Origin of the sequence: Paenibacillus sp. FSL R10-2199 (assembly GCF_038000235.1) — a bacterium.
In the GTDB taxonomy this organism is placed as follows: Bacteria; Bacillota; Bacilli; order Paenibacillales; family Paenibacillaceae; genus Paenibacillus_AQ; species Paenibacillus_AQ phytohabitans.
On sequence record NZ_JBBOBO010000001.1, the window covers coordinates 1,046,836 to 1,065,574 of the forward strand.

At 49.4% G+C, this 18,739-nt stretch carries 19 protein-coding genes; 14 read left to right on the forward strand and 5 right to left on the reverse strand.

Annotated elements, in window-relative coordinates; translation table 11 throughout:
- Positions 1 to 59: 59 nt before the first annotated feature.
- Positions 60 to 1,715: an ABC1 kinase family protein gene (locus tag NYE33_RS04585; protein ID WP_341064880.1), complete on the reverse strand. Its 1,656-nt coding sequence runs from the start codon at positions 1,713 to 1,715 to the stop codon at positions 60 to 62.
- A gap of 50 nt (positions 1,716 to 1,765) precedes the next feature.
- The gene (locus NYE33_RS04590) at positions 1,766 to 2,116 is read right to left on the reverse strand and encodes an AbrB/MazE/SpoVT family DNA-binding domain-containing protein (RefSeq protein ID WP_076243708.1); all 351 of its coding nucleotides are present in this window, start codon (positions 2,114 to 2,116) and stop codon (positions 1,766 to 1,768) included.
- A gap of 287 nt (positions 2,117 to 2,403) precedes the next feature.
- Here NYE33_RS04590 and NYE33_RS04595 point away from each other — a divergent pair, with 287 nt between their 5' ends.
- Complete coding sequence (locus NYE33_RS04595; protein ID WP_341068588.1) at positions 2,404 to 3,579, forward strand: discoidin domain-containing protein; 1,176 nt, start codon at positions 2,404 to 2,406, stop codon at positions 3,577 to 3,579.
- Positions 3,580 to 3,724: 145 nt separating this feature from the next.
- Here the strand turns inward: NYE33_RS04595 and NYE33_RS04600 are convergent, their stop codons facing one another.
- Both NYE33_RS04600 and NYE33_RS04605 read right to left on the reverse strand, forming a co-directional pair.
- On the reverse strand, positions 3,725 to 4,501 hold the full coding sequence (locus NYE33_RS04600) for an isocitrate lyase/PEP mutase family protein (protein WP_341064883.1): 777 nt from the start codon (positions 4,499 to 4,501) through the stop codon (positions 3,725 to 3,727).
- Positions 4,485 to 5,555 carry a bifunctional transcriptional activator/DNA repair enzyme AdaA gene (locus tag NYE33_RS04605; RefSeq protein WP_179093502.1) on the reverse strand — a complete coding sequence of 357 codons (1,071 nt, stop codon included), beginning with the start codon at positions 5,553 to 5,555 and terminating at the stop codon, positions 4,485 to 4,487. Before NYE33_RS04605 ends, NYE33_RS04600 begins: the two co-directional genes overlap by 17 nt.
- Positions 5,556 to 5,765: 210 nt before the next feature.
- Between NYE33_RS04605 and NYE33_RS04610 the strand changes: the two genes are divergently transcribed.
- From NYE33_RS04610 to NYE33_RS04635, 6 genes are all read left to right on the forward strand, one after another.
- Positions 5,766 to 6,911, forward strand: a complete 1,146-nt coding sequence (locus NYE33_RS04610; protein ID WP_341064885.1) for a hypothetical protein — start codon at positions 5,766 to 5,768, stop codon at positions 6,909 to 6,911.
- Positions 6,912 to 7,098: 187 nt separating this feature from the next.
- The gene (gene mqo / locus NYE33_RS04615; RefSeq protein ID WP_340989825.1) at positions 7,099 to 8,622 is read left to right on the forward strand and encodes a malate dehydrogenase (quinone); all 1,524 of its coding nucleotides are present in this window, start codon (positions 7,099 to 7,101) and stop codon (positions 8,620 to 8,622) included.
- Between the two features lie 146 nt (positions 8,623 to 8,768).
- Entirely contained in the window at positions 8,769 to 10,025 is a 1,257-nt protein-coding gene (locus NYE33_RS04620) for an acyltransferase family protein (protein WP_076243703.1), read from the forward strand.
- A gap of 104 nt (positions 10,026 to 10,129) precedes the next feature.
- Positions 10,130 to 10,984: an ABC transporter ATP-binding protein gene (locus NYE33_RS04625; protein WP_076243702.1), complete on the forward strand. Its 855-nt coding sequence runs from the start codon at positions 10,130 to 10,132 to the stop codon at positions 10,982 to 10,984.
- The gene (locus tag NYE33_RS04630; RefSeq protein ID WP_341064888.1) at positions 10,977 to 11,633 is read left to right on the forward strand and encodes an ABC-2 transporter permease; all 657 of its coding nucleotides are present in this window, start codon (positions 10,977 to 10,979) and stop codon (positions 11,631 to 11,633) included. The genes NYE33_RS04625 and NYE33_RS04630 overlap by 8 nt, the downstream gene beginning before the upstream one ends.
- Entirely contained in the window at positions 11,630 to 11,995 is a 366-nt protein-coding gene (locus NYE33_RS04635; RefSeq protein WP_042140539.1) for a GntR family transcriptional regulator, read from the forward strand. Before NYE33_RS04630 ends, NYE33_RS04635 begins: the two co-directional genes overlap by 4 nt.
- A 181-nt stretch (positions 11,996 to 12,176) precedes the next feature.
- Here the strand turns inward: NYE33_RS04635 and NYE33_RS04640 are convergent, their stop codons facing one another.
- Complete coding sequence (locus tag NYE33_RS04640; protein WP_231575256.1) at positions 12,177 to 12,806, reverse strand: pentapeptide repeat-containing protein; 630 nt, start codon at positions 12,804 to 12,806, stop codon at positions 12,177 to 12,179.
- A 151-nt stretch (positions 12,807 to 12,957) separates the two neighbouring features.
- On the opposite strand from NYE33_RS04640, the gene NYE33_RS04645 reads away from it, so the two are divergent.
- From NYE33_RS04645 to NYE33_RS04675, 7 genes are all read left to right on the forward strand, one after another.
- Positions 12,958 to 13,401 (forward strand): SMI1/KNR4 family protein, encoded by a 444-nt coding sequence (locus tag NYE33_RS04645; protein ID WP_042140537.1) that lies wholly within the window; start codon positions 12,958 to 12,960, stop codon positions 13,399 to 13,401.
- The gene (locus tag NYE33_RS04650; protein ID WP_341064889.1) at positions 13,391 to 14,599 is read left to right on the forward strand and encodes a hypothetical protein; all 1,209 of its coding nucleotides are present in this window, start codon (positions 13,391 to 13,393) and stop codon (positions 14,597 to 14,599) included. The genes NYE33_RS04645 and NYE33_RS04650 overlap by 11 nt, the downstream gene beginning before the upstream one ends.
- A gap of 31 nt (positions 14,600 to 14,630) precedes the next feature.
- Positions 14,631 to 15,203: a hypothetical protein gene (locus NYE33_RS04655; protein WP_042140535.1), complete on the forward strand. Its 573-nt coding sequence runs from the start codon at positions 14,631 to 14,633 to the stop codon at positions 15,201 to 15,203.
- 68 nt (positions 15,204 to 15,271) lie between these two features.
- Complete coding sequence (locus NYE33_RS04660) at positions 15,272 to 16,282, forward strand: hypothetical protein (RefSeq protein ID WP_042140534.1); 1,011 nt, start codon at positions 15,272 to 15,274, stop codon at positions 16,280 to 16,282.
- Positions 16,283 to 16,296: 14 nt separating this feature from the next.
- The gene (locus tag NYE33_RS04665) at positions 16,297 to 17,043 is read left to right on the forward strand and encodes a hypothetical protein (protein WP_042140533.1); all 747 of its coding nucleotides are present in this window, start codon (positions 16,297 to 16,299) and stop codon (positions 17,041 to 17,043) included.
- A 42-nt stretch (positions 17,044 to 17,085) separates the two neighbouring features.
- Entirely contained in the window at positions 17,086 to 17,646 is a 561-nt protein-coding gene (locus NYE33_RS04670) for a DUF4303 domain-containing protein (protein ID WP_042140532.1), read from the forward strand.
- On the forward strand, positions 17,622 to 18,674 hold the full coding sequence (locus NYE33_RS04675) for a sigma-70 family RNA polymerase sigma factor (RefSeq protein WP_269323286.1): 1,053 nt from the start codon (positions 17,622 to 17,624) through the stop codon (positions 18,672 to 18,674). The genes NYE33_RS04670 and NYE33_RS04675 overlap by 25 nt, the downstream gene beginning before the upstream one ends.
- Positions 18,675 to 18,739: the final 65 nt, after the last annotated feature.

Consider the following 18,739-nt stretch of genomic DNA (forward strand, 5'->3'; position numbering starts at 1 on the left):
CGTTCACTCGTTTTCATGCGCCAGATCCTCTTCGCTCAAGAAAAATAACCCCCGTTTTGCTAGTGCTTAGACTTCGGCGTTTCCAATCTGCTACGCTCACGCATGGCGTTCATCTGCCTGGCGTGTCTTTCGGCACGGCGGCGTCCTCTTGTTTTGAGTTGGCTAAGCATAATGAGTAGCCCCAAAACCCCCAACCCATAAGAAACAAGATGACTCACTTCATTCCACAGGTTTGCCGCAGTCAGAAGGGATACCGCCCCGATGATTGTTGCAATAATCCGCTGTGTATTTTTATTTTGCGTATCGATCAATTTTTGCTCGAAGGAGCTCGATAGCTTTACCCGTAAATTTCCGCTATCCATTTTATCTACCGCAGATATGAACTTCTTGGTCGTAGGAAGGATTCCTTTGAGAATGCTCTTGCCTTCATCTACAACGTTAGAGAAGACATTTCCCCGCAGATCCCTGCGCACAACCTCTTCGACATAAGGCTTAACGGTCCCAATCAAATCAAGTCCGGGGTCCAGTCCGGTACAAAGTCCATACACCGTGCCTATGGCTTTTCCCAAAAATGTTGTGTTTGCCGGTAACTGAAAAGGCTGAGAATAGAGGAAATCACGTAACTCTTCAGCATTATCGCCTGATGTCACGAAGCTAAGGTCAAACGTATCCCCGTTGATTTGTTCAAATAGTAACGTAAGGTTCCTTGCGAATACCTCTAAATCTACATTCCGTCTTAAAAATCTCAAACGGGTGAGGGCGTCGATTGCGCCGTGAGCATCTTTTAAATACACCGCCATCAGAAGTGCTACCATTTGCGTCTTCATATCCTCGGCAATTCGTCCGACCATTCCATAATCAATTAAGGCTATGGTGCCGTCAGGCTGGACGAGAACATTGCCCGGGTGCGGGTCTGCGTGAAAGAAGCCTTCTAATAGAATCTGCTCTACGAAAATTTCTATCAGCGATGTCGCTAATTGGGTCCGGTCCACACCCCAGGCATCCAGCTGGGCAAAATCATTGATTTTTACACCCTCCAAAAACTCCATGGTTAGAACTTTCGAAGTGGTATAGGACCAATGAATGCCTGGAACCACGATATCATCCCGATGGATAAACTGCATCTGGAATTCTTCTGCATTTCGCCCCTCTTGCTCATAATCGAGCTCGTCCATAACGGTGTCGTGAAACTCATCATACACCGCATCCAGGTCCATGAAGTCTGCAATCTTCGTCTGGCGTTTCAATAACGAAATAGCAACCTGTATGGATCTCCAATCAATGGCGATAATGTCCTCGACCCCGGGACGCATCACTTTCACTGCGACTTCTTCACCTGTTCGTAAGGTCGCCCGATGTACCTGTCCTAAGGAAGCCGCTGCGATAGGAATTGTATTAAACTCAGCAAAAATCTCACTAATAGATACTCCGAGTTCGCTCTCTACCTTGTGCTTAATCTCGGAATAATCTACGAATTCTACGGAATCCTGCAGCTTGGACAGTTCATCAATAACTTCCTTCGGCAAAATATCCACCTGTGCACTAACATGCTGCCCAAGCTTGATAATTAAGCCACCCATATCCATCGCGGTCTTCGTAAAATACGCTGCCTGTTTTCGATATAAGGCTTTTGTTTTCGCCTCTAAGCGCCGTCCCGGAATAAAATACTTTTGCTTGCCCAGCCACCAGAAATCCCAGGCGAACTTAAAAATCATCCGCATGGTTCTTCTGAACCGGACATCCTTCATCAATTTAAAGAATTCGCTCATTCTTTTTCATCTACCTCAGGTTTTTTTTCAGCGGCTGCCGGCTCCTGATCATCATCTTCATCTTCTGGAATCGTAGTGCTTTTATCAAAAATCGCTTGGGCCATGCTTTCAAACTTTTTCGAAGCGCTCATGAAGAAATCCGCAAATTTATTGAACATTTCGGCTTTGACCAGAATGACAGCCCCCTTGCGCTTATTTCCGAAAACGATGAATTTCTCACCTGGCTTGATATCAAGCTCTTCCCTTGCTTCTCTAGGAATAACTACTTGTCCCCGCTCGCCCATTGAGGTTGTTCCCAGCACTTTGCCATGCCCGAATCCGTGACTATTTTCTTTTTTTTGCTGCATTCTAATCTCTCCTTAGATGATGAATCTGCACCAGTATGATGTTTCATACTAATCATATCATCAATGAATGTTGTTTGCTAAAGTCTGCAATCCGTTATTTGTCTGAAATTTGTCTAAAAATACTGTTCTAGCTCGGCGATAAACAAGCATTCTTCCGCGTTACTGTGAATACCCTTATGAATGGTGCAAAAATCCGTAATCATTAGGAGAAAGGGGCTCGAATGATGGAAGGCTCAGGAATTAGTGAGGGAAAGAAAAGGATTAGGGCGAAAATAAGAGGTTACTTGATGGTGGTAGCTATCATCGTTTCGTTAATGACGTTAGGGACTCCTGTAATTGCCGGAGGCGATCAAGGGGGGACTCCCACGCAACTAGTCGTAACTTATGAGACGAACGGAGGCTCCACGATTGCCCCGCAACTTGTATCGGCGTCCGGAGGTAAATTGGTGTTTCAGTATACTCCGGTGAAGGAGTGCTACAGCTTCGCAGGCTGGTACTACGACAGTGCGCTGACGCAAGCCTATAGTGGATCAGATCTAATCACCAGAAATCTAACGCTGTATGCAAAATGGGCGGCTACGGGAGAAAATATGCTGTGCAGTGCGGCTACATTGACTCCGAATTTGGCATTGAACAGACCCGCGACGGTTGACAGTACGTGCAACGCCTCGCAGACTGCGGCCAAAGCCGTGGAAGGCAGCGTCATCAATGATAGCAAATGGTGCTCCAAGTCCGGCAACCGCTGGCTGCAGATCGATCTTGGCTCCGTGAAGCAAGTGAACCAATTCGTCATCAAGCATGCAGCAGAAGGCGGGGAGACCCCCTCCTATAACACGAAAGCTTACAATATTCAGGTCAGCACCGATGGTACGAACTGGAGTACAGTAGTCAAAGTGACCAATAATATGAAAAGCGTGACAGTAGATAATATCGCTTCAGTATCAGCAAGATATATCAAGTTAAACGTTACAACGCCTACGCAAACCACGAACCCTGCGGCAAGAATCTATGAGTTTGAGGTATACGGGCCTCCAAATATGGCATTAAATAAACCCGCGACGGTTGACAGTACGTGCAATGCCTCGCAAACTGCGGACAAAGCTGTGGAAGGCAGCGTCATCAATGACAGCAAATGGTGCTCCAAGTCCGGCAACCGCTGGCTGCAGATCGATCTCGGCTCCGTGAAGCAAGTCAATCAATTTGTCATCAAGCATGCATCGGAAGGCGGAGAGACCGCCTCCTATAATACGAAGGCCTACAATATTCAGGTCAGCACCGATGGTACGAACTGGAGTACGGTGGTCAACGTAACCAATAATACGCTTGGTATTACGGTAGACAATATAACAGTAGTATCGGCCCGGTATATTAAGCTGAACGTAACGGCGCCTACACAAACCACGAACCCTGCGGCCAGAATCTTTGAGTTTGAGGTATACGGACCAGGTTCTATTTTACCGTAAGGGATTTTTTCGAGAAGTCGTGCGAAGGATAGTAATATAGTTCGCTTGTTGATCTGTAGAATATTTATTAAAATAATCAAAAAACGGCTGGCTCAGGGAAACCTGACCAGCCGTTTTTTTGGAATCTCCTAGGTTAAGATGATGACTATTCCTGTAAATCCAGGGCTCTCACAGTAGCTTGTTTTAAGGCATCCATCAAAATCAAATAGGGACGCGGACCGTAGCTGATGCGGGTAACGCCTAAAGATGCCAATTTCTGGAGAGGGGGTGAATCCGGGGAGATCATAACGTTAACAGGTAGTGAAGACTCCTGGCATAATTTCTTGATCAGCATTTCATTACACAAGCCCGGCACGAAGATTCCGTGAGCGCCGGCTTCGGCATAGGCGTGTGCCCTTTGAAGGGTAGCTTCCAGGTGAGTCTCATCATGCTCGTGGGCGGCGGTCTGTAAGAAGATATCGGTACGAGCATTAATAAAAAGAGGAATCGATGCCTCCTCAGCGGCTTCCCGCACAGCTGCGATACGCAAGACTTGCTCCTCTATGGAGTGTAGTCCCGGTTCATGGATCTTCTGATCTTCAAGATTGACGCCTACGGCTCCGCACCCGATGATTTTCAACACATTGTTCTTGATAATCTCCGGAGAAGGTCCATAACCGCCTTCTATATCAATGGTAATGGGCAGATCTACACTATTGCTAATCCGCTGAAGATTGGATAGAACGAGCTCGAAAGGAAGCTTCTCCCCATCATCGTATCCATGCGCTGCAGCTACAGACCAACTGCCGGTAGCAATAACCTGGCCCCCCGCTCCTTGAATAATTTGTGCGCTTCCGGCATCCCAGGCATTGACGAGGACTAGCGGGCTGCCGCTTCTGTGCAATTCGTGAAGCTTCCGTGCCTGTTCAAGTTGACTTTTCATTGTATTGACCTCCGATTTTCTCATGATTTAGCAGCCATTCTTTGCGTGCGACTCCGCCGCCATACCCGCCGAGTTCGCCGCTGGTGTTAATTACGCGATGACAGGGAATGACGATGGCTATTTGATTGGCTCCATTCGCTTGTGCTACCGCACGATAGGCGGCGGGCTTGCCAAGCGCCAGTGCGATATCTGCGTAAGAACGGGTATCGCCCGGTGGGATTTTCTTTAGCTGTTCCCACACGCTCTTCTGAAAAGGCGATCCCACCAGATGGAGAGGCGTCTTAAATTCGGTTAACGTTCCCTCAAAAAATTGACTCAGTTCTCTCTCCATCGACTGAATATGGGGTGTCTGTCCGGGTATAATCGCCGCCTTCAATCTTGTCCTTAACCGTTCAACCTCGCGTTCCAGACCCCGGCGGTCTACGAACTCCAGGAGATACAGCCCACTGTCGTCCGCTACTGCCATCATGGGGCCGAGCGGCGTGTCCAGCCACGATGCTCTAAGAATAAGGCTATCCTCTAACCGAGTAGGCGCTGCGCCCATAATGCGGGAGAAGGCATCCCGGAATCCGCTGCTGGAATCATAGCCGGAGGCTAATTGTGTATCGATAATCTTCCCTCCCGACCGGATGCTCTTCAAAGCGAGTCCCATTCGACGGGACCTGGCGTACTCAACGAAGGTCATACCAAAGCGCTTTTTAAATTGACGGCGGGCAGTGGATTCATCAATGGATAGCTCTTTGAAGTCTTGTCCCTTCCAGCGCTTCTCCGGGTTCTGCTCAACGGCCTCGACAAGCAGCCGGACGATATCAGAGACATGATTCGGATGCGACAAGGGACGGCAGCGCTGACAGGGGCGGAAGGAGGCCAGCAGTGCCTGCTGCGCGGTCTCGTAGAACTCACAGTTATCATACTTTGGTTTCCTGGCTGGACAAGTCGGACGGCAAAATACCCCGGTGGAAGTGACGCCCACATAGAAGACACCTTCGTAGTCAGATTTTTTCTCGAGCAGAGCTTGATAATATTCGGCTTTACGTTCCTCATTATGGATCATGATCACACCTACATATTTAAGGATGAGATTAGTATACCCCTTGCTAACGATAGCCGTAGCCGAAAATCAGGCACTTATTTTGTATTCGAATGAGGACACTGGCTTGTGCGTTTTGCTGCAGCATTAATGTCTCTCTTATTTTATGATTAATGGTAATGATTTGAAATTGATATTTATGAAATTCTTAAACATGAAAGGTTGATCCTACTTATGAATGACAACAACATCACCCGCTTAGCCCAAACGACAATAAGGCTTGTACGCTCTTTGCTGGTTGCCTTGATCGTTGCAATGGTGGCCAGCAGCCTTGCAGCCTGTAACAATTCCACCGTAGGTGAGACAGCGAGCGTGTCTGCGCAGCCGACTCAGGAAACGCCTGTGGTGACGCAAGCCTCCGGCAGCATCTATCTGTACGGTGAAGCACATGGTAATGCCAAGATTATGGACAAGGAGTATGAATTGTGGTCTGAACATTATCATAACGAGGGCATGAGACACTTGTTTGTCGAGCAGTCCTATTTCACCGCTGAATACTTGAACCTATGGATGCAATCTGATAATGACGAACTTCTGGAGGAAATCTATGACGATTGGGAGGGGACAGCGGGTCACACTCCATATACTAAGACGTTCTTTCAGAAAATAAAAAGCGAGTGTCCTGAGACGATTTTCCACGGCACAGATATCGGGCATCAGTATGATTCGACCGGCAGTCGGTTCTTATCTTATCTTGAGGCAAACGATCTGACAGGATCGGAGAGCTATACTTTAACAAAAGAAGCGATCCAGCAAGGGCAGTTATTCTACAGCAAGGAGGACGGCATATACCGGGAAAACATGATGACGGCAAACTTTATCCGTGAATTTGAAAAGCTGGGCAGTGAGAGCGTCATGGGCATTTACGGATCAGCACATACCAATCTTGATGGAATGGACTATAGTACCCAATCCATCCCTTGTATGGCCAATCAGCTACAGAAGCACTATGGCGGCAACCTTCATTCCGAGGACCTCAGCTGGATTGCTAAAGATATTGAACCTACCAGAGTAGAATCCATCATCTTACAGGGCAAGAAGTATACGGCATCGTATTTTGGAAAGGAGGACTTGAGCGGGTTCAAGGATTACGCCTATCGGGAGTTTTGGCGGTTGGAGGATGCGTATGGAGATGTCAAAGACCTGCCACTGGAGGAAAATGTCCTTCCTTACGATCAATACCCAATGCTGATTGAGACAGGCCAGGTCTTTGTGATCAGCTACACCAGAACAGACGGTTCAGTGGAGACTGAATACCATCTGTCTAACGGAAAGATTTGGGAAGGCATGCATTCAACACAACAATTCATTGCAGACTGAGCGGTTTTTATAGCTTTTCCATAAACATTGTTTTCATAAAATATTAGATAAATCTTAAAATTTATATTCAATAGTGATACACTAAGATCAGGATTGATCCCAAGCAGGTGTGTGGCCAAGTTATGCGTGCCAGAGCAGGAGTGCCTGCATCCTTCCTGCAAATCGTAGGGTAGAAGGACGGTAGAATATGAGCAACCAACAGACCAAAACAGACGTGATTTTAATTGGTGCCGGAATCATGAGTGCAACACTGGGTTCACTGCTTAAGGAATTAGTGCCTGATTGGAGAATCACTGTATTTGAGCGGCGTGCAGGTGCCGGGGAGGAAAGCTCCAATGAATGGAACAATGCGGGAACAGGGCATTCTTCATTGTGCGAGCTTAACTACACCACGGAGCAGCCGGATGGATCTATCGACATTAGCAAGGCTATCAAGGTGAATGAGGAGTTTCAGTTCTCGAAGCAATTCTGGTCTTATCTGGTGAACAGCAGACGCATACAAGATCCGCAGGAATTTATCGTACCCGTACCACATATGAGCTTTGTCGAAGGACAGACAGACGTAACCTTTTTACAAAAAAGATTTGAAGCGCTTTCAGGACATCCGCTGTTTCAAGGCATGGAATTCTCCGCTGATCCGGCGCAGCTGATGAAATGGATTCCGCTGATGATGAAGAACCGGACACTCGGCCAGCCGGTGGCGGCAACCCGGATGGAGTCGGGAACGGATGTTAACTTCGGCGCGCTGACACGCATCCTGTTCGGCCACTTGCAGAGCAACAACGTCGATATCCGGTTCAACCATCAGGTTGAGGACCTTAAGCGCACGAAGGACGGCTCTTGGGAGCTTAAGGTGCGGAATGCCGGCAACGGCGCTGCTGAGCGGCATACGGCGAAATTCGTCTTCATCGGGGGCGGGGGAGGAAGCCTGCATCTGCTGCAGAAATCCGGTATCCCGGAAGGCAGAGGGATTGGCGGATTCCCGGTAAGCGGACTGTTTATGGTGTGCCGGAAGCCGGAAGTTGTGGCGCAGCATCATGCCAAGGTATATGGTAAAGCAGCGGTTGGTGCGCCCCCAATGTCTGTTCCGCATCTGGATACAAGGGTGATCGACAAGCAAGAATCGTTGTTTTTCGGACCGTTTGCCGGCTTCTCGCCCAAGTTTCTGAAGTACGGCTCGATGTTTGATCTGGTCACCTCCGTTAAGCCGGGTAATCTCGTCACGATGCTGGCGGCAGGCGCCAAGAATATGCAATTGACCAAATATTTAATCGGGCAAGTCATGCTGTCGAAAGAGCAGCGGATGGAAGCCTTGCGGGAATTTGTCCCGAACGCCAAAAGCGGGGATTGGGATCTGGTGGTGGCGGGCCAGCGTGTGCAGATTATTAAAGATACAGCTGCCGGCAAAGGTACACTTCAATTCGGTACAGAGGTGATCAGCAGCGCCGATGGCTCGATAGCCGCATTGCTTGGTGCTTCTCCTGGGGCCTCTACCGCCGTTTCTGTCATGCTGGAGGTCATCAGCAAATGCTTCCCGCAGCATATTGAAGCCTGGGAGCCGAAGATCAAACGAATGATCCCTTCCTACGGCCTGTCTCTGCAGGGCAACACAGAGCTCTTGAACAAAATCAATACTTTAGCAGCAGAGTCGCTAGGGCTGACGAATGGACCAGGGGAGCCTGTGCAGCAGATTAAGGTAAAGCATTCATAGGAGCAGGTGAGAACTTTCCCGGTGCGGAAGGTTCTTTTTTTGTGCGCGGAATTATTCCCTCGAAGCGTTGCAGGGTTTTTCTATTATTTATGGAAATATGTGAGTGCCTGGAATCAAGTTATTGAGGGAAAGAGGGAATGTAGCTGATGTCCAAGATTCAGTTAGGCCGTACCCGGTTAGCAGGAGCGGATGGCATTCGTGCGATCGCCTGCCTGTCCGTCATCCTGCATCATCTGTCACAAAAGCTGGTGATGCCCGCACAAAAGCCCTGGCTTCAAGAAGTGCAGTCGGTTCTCTTGCTTGGGAACAGCGGGGTCAGCTTGTTTTTCCTGTTAAGCGGATTTTTGCTGTCGTTCCCCTTTTGGAGCGCTTACCTGGAAAATAAGCCGTATCCGTCTATCCGGACGTATGCCGTACGCCGCGCTGCAAGAATTATGCCCGGCTTCTATGTATCATTCCTGGTTTGTCTGTTGCTCGTATGGAGGCTGGACATTCCTACGGAGTACCTGTGGCGGAGAATCATAACGGGGTTCACATTTACGTCAGGCTTCCACTATACAACCTTTTTCCCGTCTGACTTGAATGGGCCGTTCTGGTCGATCAGCTTCGAGGTGTTTAGCTACTTGCTTATGCCTGTGTTTATGGCTGTATTGTTTGTGCTCGGCAAGCGGCGTTCGTTCGGAAAAGCGATCTTGTTCTGGGTAGCCGCGTTTGGGTTGGTGCTTGCCATAAACTCCCTCGTCCATCAGTGGTTTACGCCAAGCGGGCAGGGCCGGGGCTGGGATTATGGCCAGATTGGCGGTGCAAAATACTGGATGCCGAATTACAATCCGGTCGGATTCTTCGGCCACTTCGCTATCGGCATCCTGGCTGCTGGTATAACGACCGCGTTCATGCAGCTTGGTGCTAAGGTGGAGCGGCTACGCAAGCTTGGAGTATTCGACGCAGCCGGAGCCGCCGCTTTGGGTCTTGCCGGTCTGTTGATCTGGCGTATGCGCCACCAGGGCGAATTTGACTTCAGCCTCCAGCACCAGCCCTATTACTTCCCGGCTTATGCCATTTTGTTCGGAATCGTACTGCTGTCAGCACCGTTCAGCGTGATCGTAGGGCGTTTGCTGGATAACCGCTTTTTCCGGTTTACCGCGAAGATTTCGTTCGGCCTGTATATTTGGCATTACTTGTTCATCACACTAATCGAGAAGTACGGGATAGCGGATTATCACTATTCCGGGATCAGGGATGTGTGGCGCTGGCTCGGTATCAGTGTAACTGTCCTTGTCATCTCGTATGCGGCGGCGGCAGTCTCTTATTATGTCATAGAGCAGCCGTTCATCCAATGGTCGAAAGGCAAGCCTTTCTTCCGGCGCAAGCGCAAGGATGCATCATCGGTTAGTGCCGCATAAGTCAGCTCATATGCTGTACTGCTTGTTGTACCCGTTGACTTTTGCCAAAGCCTCGTGATACATTGTGCATATACGGAATACACAATTTATTAAGGAGGTAGGGTATGCTGGCATTAGATGTTCGAAATTTAAATAAAAAATATCCGCAATTTCAAATCAAGGATGTATCTTTTCAATTGGAGAAGGGCTACATTATGGGGTTCATCGGGGCCAATGGCGCCGGTAAAACGACCACGATCAAATCGATCTTGAACATGGTTCATGTGGATAGCGGCGAGATATACATTCTTGGCAAGAACATCGCTGATCACGAGATTGAATTGAAGCAGGAAATCGGATGCGCATTCGGTGATATCGATTTCTATACACGCAGCAAGATCAAGACGCTGACCGATATTACCAGGAAGTTCTATAAGAATTGGAATGATGAAACGTACTACAATTATCTCAAACGGTTCAAGCTGGATGAGAACAAAAAAATAGCGGAGCTGTCCCGGGGAATGAAGGTAAAGTACAGCTTGGCCCTTGCTTTATCGCATGGCGCAAAGCTGCTCATCCTGGATGAACCGACCAGCGGACTCGATCCGGTCTCCAGAGACGATCTGCTCGATATCTTTCAGGAGCTCATCATCGGCGGCGAGATCAGCATTCTTTTCTCTACTCATATAACCTCTGACTTAGAACGATGTGCGGATTATATAACCTTCATTGAACAAGGACAAATTATTGCCAGCTCCGAGAAAAATGAATTAAAGGAGTCTTACCGTTTGCTTAGCGGCAGCGAAGCCCAATTAAGCGAAGTGAAGGAGCAGCTGATTTCCTACAAAATCAACTCGTTCGGCTTTACCGGACTGATTCATACCAAAGACATTGATCCATCCTCCAGCCTGAGGGCAACCACGCCGAGTCTTGATGAAATCATGATCTACTTTGCGAAAAAGGAGAATGTATATGTATAATTTGGTAATGAAGGATTTGAAATTAGGCGTAAACCCGTGGTTCTTCGTATTACCCTTAATTATGGGGGGATTGATGCTTATTCCCGGTTGGGTCTACTTTATCGTCCCGCTGTATTTCTGCTTCATAACGATACCGAACATGTTTGGCGGATTCAAAAGCCAGAATGATCTGATGTTCAGCACGATGATGCCCGTGACCAAAACAGACATCGTGAGTTCCCGGATAATCGTTGTCGTCATTCTTGAACTCATGCATCTTCTCGCTGCCATGGTCTTCAGTATATTTACGTTTCGCTTGTACCCTAATCTGACTTACATTTTCTATCCGCCGCATATGGGTTTTTGGGGCTTATGTTTCATCATGCTGGCGATCTTCAACATCCTATTTATATCCATGTATTACAAGACGGCGTATAAGTATGGCGCGGCAACGACCGCATCCACCACGGCTGCCATACTATTTGCCGGATTAGCCCAATGGGCCGGAATCCAAAGTCCTTGGGTAAATGACATTTTCTATGGCTCAGGGACTGATAATACGGCGCTGCAATTATCCATTCTGATCGCGGGTATTATCATTTTCATTGCATTCACGCTGATTGCCTATAAGATAGCGGTAAAGAGATTTCTGAAAGTGGAGATATTATGAATGTAACAATTTCGAATACATCGGAGAAACCGATTTATCAACAGCTGTACGAACAGATCAGTGCACAAATTCTGAAGGGAGAGCTGGAAAGCGGATATTGTCTGCCGCCCATCCGGCAGGCAGCCCTGGAGCTGCATGTTAGTGTGATCACCGTTAAGAAAGCCTGGGAAGAGCTTGAGCGAAGCAGTCTGATCAATACGGTAACAGGTAAAGGATGTTTTGTAGCCGAATTCTCGCAGGAGGAGATGCTGCGGATACGCAACGAAATGATCCTGAAGCAAATGGAGAGCGACACCTCCTACTACAAGTCCTTTGGCCTCACCCTGGATGAAGTGATGGGGCTGCTGAAGAAGATTTATTGACAGCTAAAGCCGGTATAAGCAAACGCACAGGCCATTCGCTTGTGCGTTTTGCTGTAGGCTGGAGCTATTGTAACGGAGGTGAATTCACAGTTATTCTACTGATTACGTGCTGGATAAGCTGAAGGGTAACTGGTATGGGATGACGCTGAAATAGCAGGCTGCTCATTGCTTCAAGCAGACATCATTCATGGATTTTGACATTGTCCAGTATCGTATTTCCCCAAACAGGGAGCAGGCCTGCCTCTCCCGTAAAGCGGCTTCCGGCTACCGAGCCGTCCTGAAAGAAAGCTCCATCAAAGCTGCATTCCTCGAACCGGCAATACAACAATAAGGCACCGCGAAAATTAGCGTTGGCAAAACGGCAGCGTGTAAAGGATACATCGTTCGCTATCACTTTACTTAAGTTGCAGCCTGTAAAATCGCAATTGTTAAACTCCTTGCTGATCCTGGCATTATTCAGCTTGGCTCCCCGGAAAGAACAGTGGCTGAAGGTATGAGTCACATATCTGCTATCCAGTTTAACCCCGTCAAAGCAACAATTTGTAAAGGTTGAGGTGTTCAAGCTTGCAGAATCATCGAAACGTGCATAAGACAGATCGGCATCCTGTACTGTAAGGTATTGTATGGTCTCAGTCAGGGTAACTCCCCGGTAATCATCAAGCCCAGCCTCATTTTGTCCATAGGGGGAGGATGGAAAAGAGCGGTCTTTTTGATGCAGATTAGGTTTGCCTGTAACAGCGGAGAGCAACCGGTTCACTTCATTAAGCTGGTCATCGTTCCATCTTGCAATGAGTGACTTCTTGTTCAACATAGATCCTCCTCTGATGCATAGCTCTTATGGCGATTATACGTAATAATGCTGACTTTGCCAAAAAAGGTAAAAAGAGCTCCATATAGTTTATATAATTAGTATGACTGTAGCCAGAGGCGCAGGATTACCTGTGGCTGGAAGGAGATTATCTATGAAGGATGCGTTAATGAAGCGATTGGAAGTTTTTCTCCACCGGGAGGATAACAGATCATTACTAGGTATTCCGGCGAGCCCAGAGGAAATCGTTAAAGCACAGCAGCAGCTGAATGTAAGCTTTCATGAGGACTACATAGACTTTATCAAAATGTTTGGGGGAGCATATGCAGGTCTTGCAATACATGCATTTTCGAATGGCTCTAGCCTCGGGAACGAAACAGTTGTTGATTTGACGCTGGGGTTCCGGGAGCAATTTAAGAACCATCCTTTTGCAGAGCTTCTAGCAACCTGTTATGTTATTTCCATGGATGGCTCCGGCGATCCGATACTCATTGACCCGGCAGGACAGGTTACTATCTGTTATCACGATAGCGGGGAGAGCAAGCTATTAGCAGACTCTTTCGAGGAATTGATCGAGGATAATTTCTATGAATGGTGATAACCAAGCTCGTCCTCCTGCCGGTTCGGTTAGAGAAGCTGGCAGTTATCCCATCGACCTGACAGGCCCCCGCAGTCACACTCTCGCCATTCAGCCTGGGGTGGGCAGTCTTTCCATCGGACCTGCGGAATTGGGGAAGAAGGCCGAGCTTCATGTTGAGCCTGACGCGCAGATCGATTGGACCGTATTCGATGCCTTCGCCACACCGGCCGGCTCGCCCTGGCCGCGATTTCTACACTATACAGGAGATAATACGGGCTTCTTTGACTGGGCGCAGGAACGTCCCGTTGAAGAGCTGACATGGACACCCATCCTGTCTGCAGACATGGCAGCAGACGCCAGCAAATCCTCTATTCACGGCTTGCATATCGTGCTGAAACCGTCCGGGGGGCACCTGACCCTGCGGCTTCCGGAGCGTGATTTCCGCCTGAGTGTGTCCGGTAATCTATCACACTTGTCGGCTACGGGCGGTGTGCCATCTTCTCTGACACTGGCGCCACGCACTAGCAGGCGCAAGAATGATGCTCCATTCTTGCTGCCCGGCCTGGGTGAATTGCACCAAGTGACAAGCCTGAAGCTACAGAATGCGCCGCTGGGACAGCCCATCTCGCTGGAGTGTCTGGACCGGTTCCCGGGCCTTGACTCACTGAGTTTGTGGGGGAACTTCTGCGGCCTGGACCTGTTGGCCCGTCATGTCCGGTTAAGAAATCTGGAGCTGCGTTTCATGCCGGATTTGGGGGATTTGCCGCCCTTGAGTGCCTGGCCGCAGCTTAGCAGGTTTATCGCCTACAATGTGGAAGAGATTACGGGCAAGCGCCTCAAGCAGCAAATGAAAGCACGCGCTAACACCCGCCCGTGGACCGAGCATGCTTCGGTGAGCCAATTGCGAAAGCCGGAGTGGTGGACGGCCGAGTATGGCCGCCCGTTCTCGTCCTGGCCTAAACGTCTGGCCAAGCTGGCTAACGAAGCTTACAGCACTGCCCAGGCAGCGTTGGCGAAGGCCCGCAGCTTCCACGATGCAGAGGCTGCCATTACTGCTTTTACCGTACGCTTCAATACCCTCAAGGGCATCGAAACTACAGAACGCGAAGACCTTAGCGAAGCGGTATGGCAACTCAGCCAGTCTGAACATCTAATTGGCCAGCCTGTAACAGAGGAGATGGCCCAGCGCTGGTTCGATGCAGCGCGCGATTACTGAAGAATGAGGAAATGAAGGAGGGGTTCACCCCGTGGGGAGATCATTTGCAAATTTGCATATCAAGTCGAACAATCTTGAGAAGACTGTCGAGGCTTTAAGGGAGCTAAGCGAAGGGCATGCTTCAGTGTTAGGCAAGTCAAAGGACGAGGCTCCAGAGAGCAAAGTTGTCATGTATGTAAGCAAAAGTAATGAGAACTGGATCAGCGTGCTCCATGACTATTTTGTATGGGGTACGGTCAAGGAGATCGGCAGAACGCTGTCCCGGCTTACCCGAGAGCCAGTAATGACTGCCGGATATATAAATGAGGAGATATTCGAGTTGTCGTTGTTCGAGAATGGAGACATTCAGGCTGAAAGAATCTTTTGTGAGCAGTGGACGAGGGATGAATATGAACAACTTCAGGAAGAGCGCATCGATGATGACTACTTGCAGCGGGCGCTGGATATCCGCCATGAGGATTTTGACGGCTTTATTGGGATTACCAGCCCGGAACAAGCCGTAGATAAGCTGTCAGAGCTTGTAGGCATGTCTTTGTGGTGCGATTGGGAGTGGGTCCCGTACGAAGAAACGCTCGGAGAACGCTTCAAGAAATATGAATTTTGAAGGAGTGCCGGTGAATCAGATATGGACAAATGAAAGCATAGCGGATTATATAAATAGGAGGATCACGTGTGCGGAAAATATGGAAAAAACGGATTCTGATCAATAATCCGGCTACGCTGGACCGGATACAGATGGAGCAGGATTTGCGCAGTGGCAATCAGGTCATTGTACAGTTCTCACACCCCGAGTTCTATGGCACTATATTGGAAGAAGTGGATGAGCTTTGTGCGCGCTGGGATGAGAATTTCGGAGTTCGCTTCTATGCCCACTATTCGCTGTCTTTTGATTGTCATACGCTCTTGCGGGTCCCTAATGTCAAAATGCTGCACCTCGATAGCCTCACTCAGGCCCATCACACCGATGCCTTGGACCACTTGGAGCACCTGCGCAGTCTAAGTATAGGCATATACGAGCTGGAGAACCCGGAAATTCTGGGGCTTGATACGTTGCGCACTCTGAATAAATTAACCATTATGTCAGATAAAAAAACGCTCAACCTCCAGCATTTCAAAGAGTACTCCGATCTGGAGGAGCTTCATGTAGGGGGCAAGGTTAAAAACCTTGAGGCTATAGGTGATCTGGAGGACTTGAATTATCTCGCGCTGCATTCAGTCAGCAAGCAGCCCTTGCATTTCGTTAACCGGCTGAGGAAGCTGGAGCATCTGCGCATTCTGCTTGGAGGCCGGGAGAATATTCAGGAAATCGAAGAGAATACCATCGGGAACCTGGAGATCACCCGGGTCCGGGGATTTCATGATCTGACTAATATTGCAGCCTTTCAGGGGCTGGAGAGACTTGTGATTGAGGATCAAATTCAGCTGCAGACAATCAGCTTTGACCGGCAAATGAATGAACTGGAGGAGCTGTCGATCAGGAATTGTAAAGGCTTAACCCGTCTGACGGGAATGGACCAGCTACCTTCGCTGCACACCCTTCGCATTCTCGGAACAGCGATCAATTATGATTCCTTTATCCAACAGAAACTTCCGAATTCTTTATCTTCAGTGGAGTTTGCAACGTTCAAAAGTAAAGCAGACCGGGAAATACAGCAATCCCTAGCGGCACTGGGTTATCAATAAAGGGGGAAGTATTTATGTACATCGTATCCCGGCCTAAACCGCTGTCTGAGGGCCAGAACCAGGTGCTTGCAAAGGAAGCTGCTAATGTGTATCCACCAGCCTACCTTCGGTTCTTGCAGCGATTCGGTGAAGGGACTTATAGAGGGTGGATGAATGTCCAGTTTCCGGATGCGGAGGTGCTTAAGCCTTTTGCGGAGTACGGGTTATGGGAGCATGACGATGACAGTCCTATTACTGAAGAGCAGATTGGCGAGTGTATTGTTATAGGCACAACGGTGGATGGTGATTTTCTGGCCGTGCATCCCCGGATGGCCGGTCTGCTCTGGCTGCCCCGGCATGCGGAGCGCGTAGAGGCGATTTCCCTGCAGGCACGGGGGCCGGAAGATGAAGCGATGTACGTCTTGGTGCTGGACGAAATATATCGTCAGGTGTATGGGAGAAGCCAGGAGGAGCCCGTCTATTATGAACCGTGGACGGGTACCCGGAGCCATCACTTTCTGCGTTTACCGCAAGGGCAGGGACTGCTTACGCTGCCCGGACTGGCCGGATTATGCCAAAAGGAATTTCCGCCGGATCTGTCCATTGAGAATGCCTATGCCTGCTTCCTGTTCTACCGGCAGCTGGGCGGCTATGTACGATTAAATTATGCCTACCAGCAAGAGGTGGCCGTCTTCTATGAACAGGATGCAGAGCAGGCGTTTGCCGTTATGGAGCAGTGGCTCTTGTCGAATGGATGCGAAGCGGTTTCAGACAATAACTGATCATCCGGGTGCTGCCCGGCTAACGGAAAGGAGAGTCATGTCATGAAGCCGATGCAAGAAATGGAGTCGCTGGCGTTAGCGATTGCCGATGCTGCCAGAACGTCTTTTCGGACTCTTTTTGAAAATGGTGAACGTTACTATTACTGTACGCTATATACTACCGGCGAGGGACATGCGCCAAGCCTCTCCGCCTGGTCATGGGAGGCTTTGGAGCGGGAAGCAGCCAGACAAGGAGAAGAAAGCGGCGCGCCGGAAGCAACGATTGCGGAGCTCATCAAATGGTCCTACGCCGATTCACCCTATTGCAGCTACGGGGATGAGAACTTTGTCGGCGTCAAACAATTGTTTATGGAGCGCCCTTCCATCTGGGAGCTTGAAGAGGACGAAGGTAACCGCGAGTTTGATATGAGGCTGAAGGCGATGGAGCTGGCTATGAAAATGCTCGATGATCAAGGTGTTTTTACCTTGAATCAACCGCGGGAGTCCATATGCGTCCTTGTCGAGGTCATGCCGCCGGATAAGATCAATACTGAAATCGCCCTGCGCTTGAACCATGCGGATTCTCCGGCTATACAAGCCTGGCTGGCGGAAGCCGCCGAGTAGCAGCATCCGCTTCCGGCAACTCTAGCCGATCCCAAAGGAGGAAACATGATATGAGCCAAAAGCATGGAATAGACATGCTTGAGGAGCTGCGCTCCGAACTAACCGGATATTGTTACCGGATGATGGGGTCCATCTTTGAAGCGGAGGATGCAGTGCAGGATACCTTGCTCCGCGCCTGGCAGAGCTGGGACCAGATCCGGCAGGATTCTTCGCGTAAGTCCTGGGTGTACCGGATTGCCACTAATGTTTGCTTGGACAGGCTGAGGAATGCCAAGCGGCGGGCACTTCCGATGGATCTCTCTGAACCCGCGGCTATTATTAGGGAGCCCAGTGACAGCTTGCCCCGGAATTCCTGGATATGGCCGGCCCCCGATAACGCTACCGACCCGGCCAACATCGTGGTCAGCAGGGAAACCGTCCGGTTATCTTTTATTGCGATCCTGCAAATACTTCCGCCCCGGCAACGCGCTGTACTGATCCTGCTTGATGTCTTCCGGTGGTCGGCTAACGAGGCAGCACATGCGATGGGAATGACCACGGCAGCCGTCAACAGTGCTGTGCAACGGGCCCGGTCGGGTATCGCCCGGTCCAATCTCCGGTCCGAGGAGTTACAAGGGGGAGATGCCCAGGCAGATCAACAAGTGCTTGCAAGTTATATGGAAGCCTTCGAACAGTATGATATTGATGCATTGTTGGTTTTATTCCACGAGAACGGCAGCTTGTCGATGCCGCCATTTACGATGTGGGTTCGCGGCACCTCTAATTTGTCGTCATTCTACACTATTACACGCAGCCATTGTTTGGGCTCCAGATTGCTGCCGGTCCGGGCTAACGGGGATTGCCCTGCTTTTGCCCAGTATGTACCCGCCGGTCCGGATGGACGGCTGGTTCCGTGGAGCATTCATATTCCGGAGCTGAAACAGGGGAAGATCGCTCATATCCATCATTTCATTGATCCTGAGTTATTTGTGCGATTTGGATTACCGGCAGATTTGGACGCGAGGCAGAATTTTTCAATCGGCCGATGAGTTTGCGGCGGCCGGATCGTCTATACTAATGAATCACAAATGCGGGTTCAATCCAAACTCAAGGA

Coding starts and splice junctions, on each gene's coding strand:
- NYE33_RS04585 (WP_341064880.1), bottom strand. CDS start 1,715: ATGATTTTTAAGTTCGCCTGGGATTTCTGGTGGCTGGGCAAGCAAAAG.
- NYE33_RS04590 (WP_076243708.1), bottom strand. CDS start 2,116: ATGCAGCAAAAAAAAGAAAATAGTCACGGATTCGGGCATGGCAAAGTG.
- NYE33_RS04595 (WP_341068588.1), top strand. CDS start 2,404: ATGGTGGTAGCTATCATCGTTTCGTTAATGACGTTAGGGACTCCTGTA.
- NYE33_RS04600 (WP_341064883.1), bottom strand. CDS start 4,501: ATGAAAAGTCAACTTGAACAGGCACGGAAGCTTCACGAATTGCACAGA.
- NYE33_RS04605 (WP_179093502.1), bottom strand. CDS start 5,555: ATGATCCATAATGAGGAACGTAAAGCCGAATATTATCAAGCTCTGCTC.
- NYE33_RS04610 (WP_341064885.1), top strand. CDS start 5,766: ATGAATGACAACAACATCACCCGCTTAGCCCAAACGACAATAAGGCTT.
- mqo (WP_340989825.1), top strand. CDS start 7,099: ATGAGCAACCAACAGACCAAAACAGACGTGATTTTAATTGGTGCCGGA.
- NYE33_RS04620 (WP_076243703.1), top strand. CDS start 8,769: ATGTCCAAGATTCAGTTAGGCCGTACCCGGTTAGCAGGAGCGGATGGC.
- NYE33_RS04625 (WP_076243702.1), top strand. CDS start 10,130: ATGCTGGCATTAGATGTTCGAAATTTAAATAAAAAATATCCGCAATTT.
- NYE33_RS04630 (WP_341064888.1), top strand. CDS start 10,977: ATGTATAATTTGGTAATGAAGGATTTGAAATTAGGCGTAAACCCGTGG.
- NYE33_RS04635 (WP_042140539.1), top strand. CDS start 11,630: ATGAATGTAACAATTTCGAATACATCGGAGAAACCGATTTATCAACAG.
- NYE33_RS04640 (WP_231575256.1), bottom strand. CDS start 12,806: ATGTTGAACAAGAAGTCACTCATTGCAAGATGGAACGATGACCAGCTT.
- NYE33_RS04645 (WP_042140537.1), top strand. CDS start 12,958: ATGAAGGATGCGTTAATGAAGCGATTGGAAGTTTTTCTCCACCGGGAG.
- NYE33_RS04650 (WP_341064889.1), top strand. CDS start 13,391: ATGAATGGTGATAACCAAGCTCGTCCTCCTGCCGGTTCGGTTAGAGAA.
- NYE33_RS04665 (WP_042140533.1), top strand. CDS start 16,297: ATGTACATCGTATCCCGGCCTAAACCGCTGTCTGAGGGCCAGAACCAG.
- NYE33_RS04670 (WP_042140532.1), top strand. CDS start 17,086: ATGAAGCCGATGCAAGAAATGGAGTCGCTGGCGTTAGCGATTGCCGAT.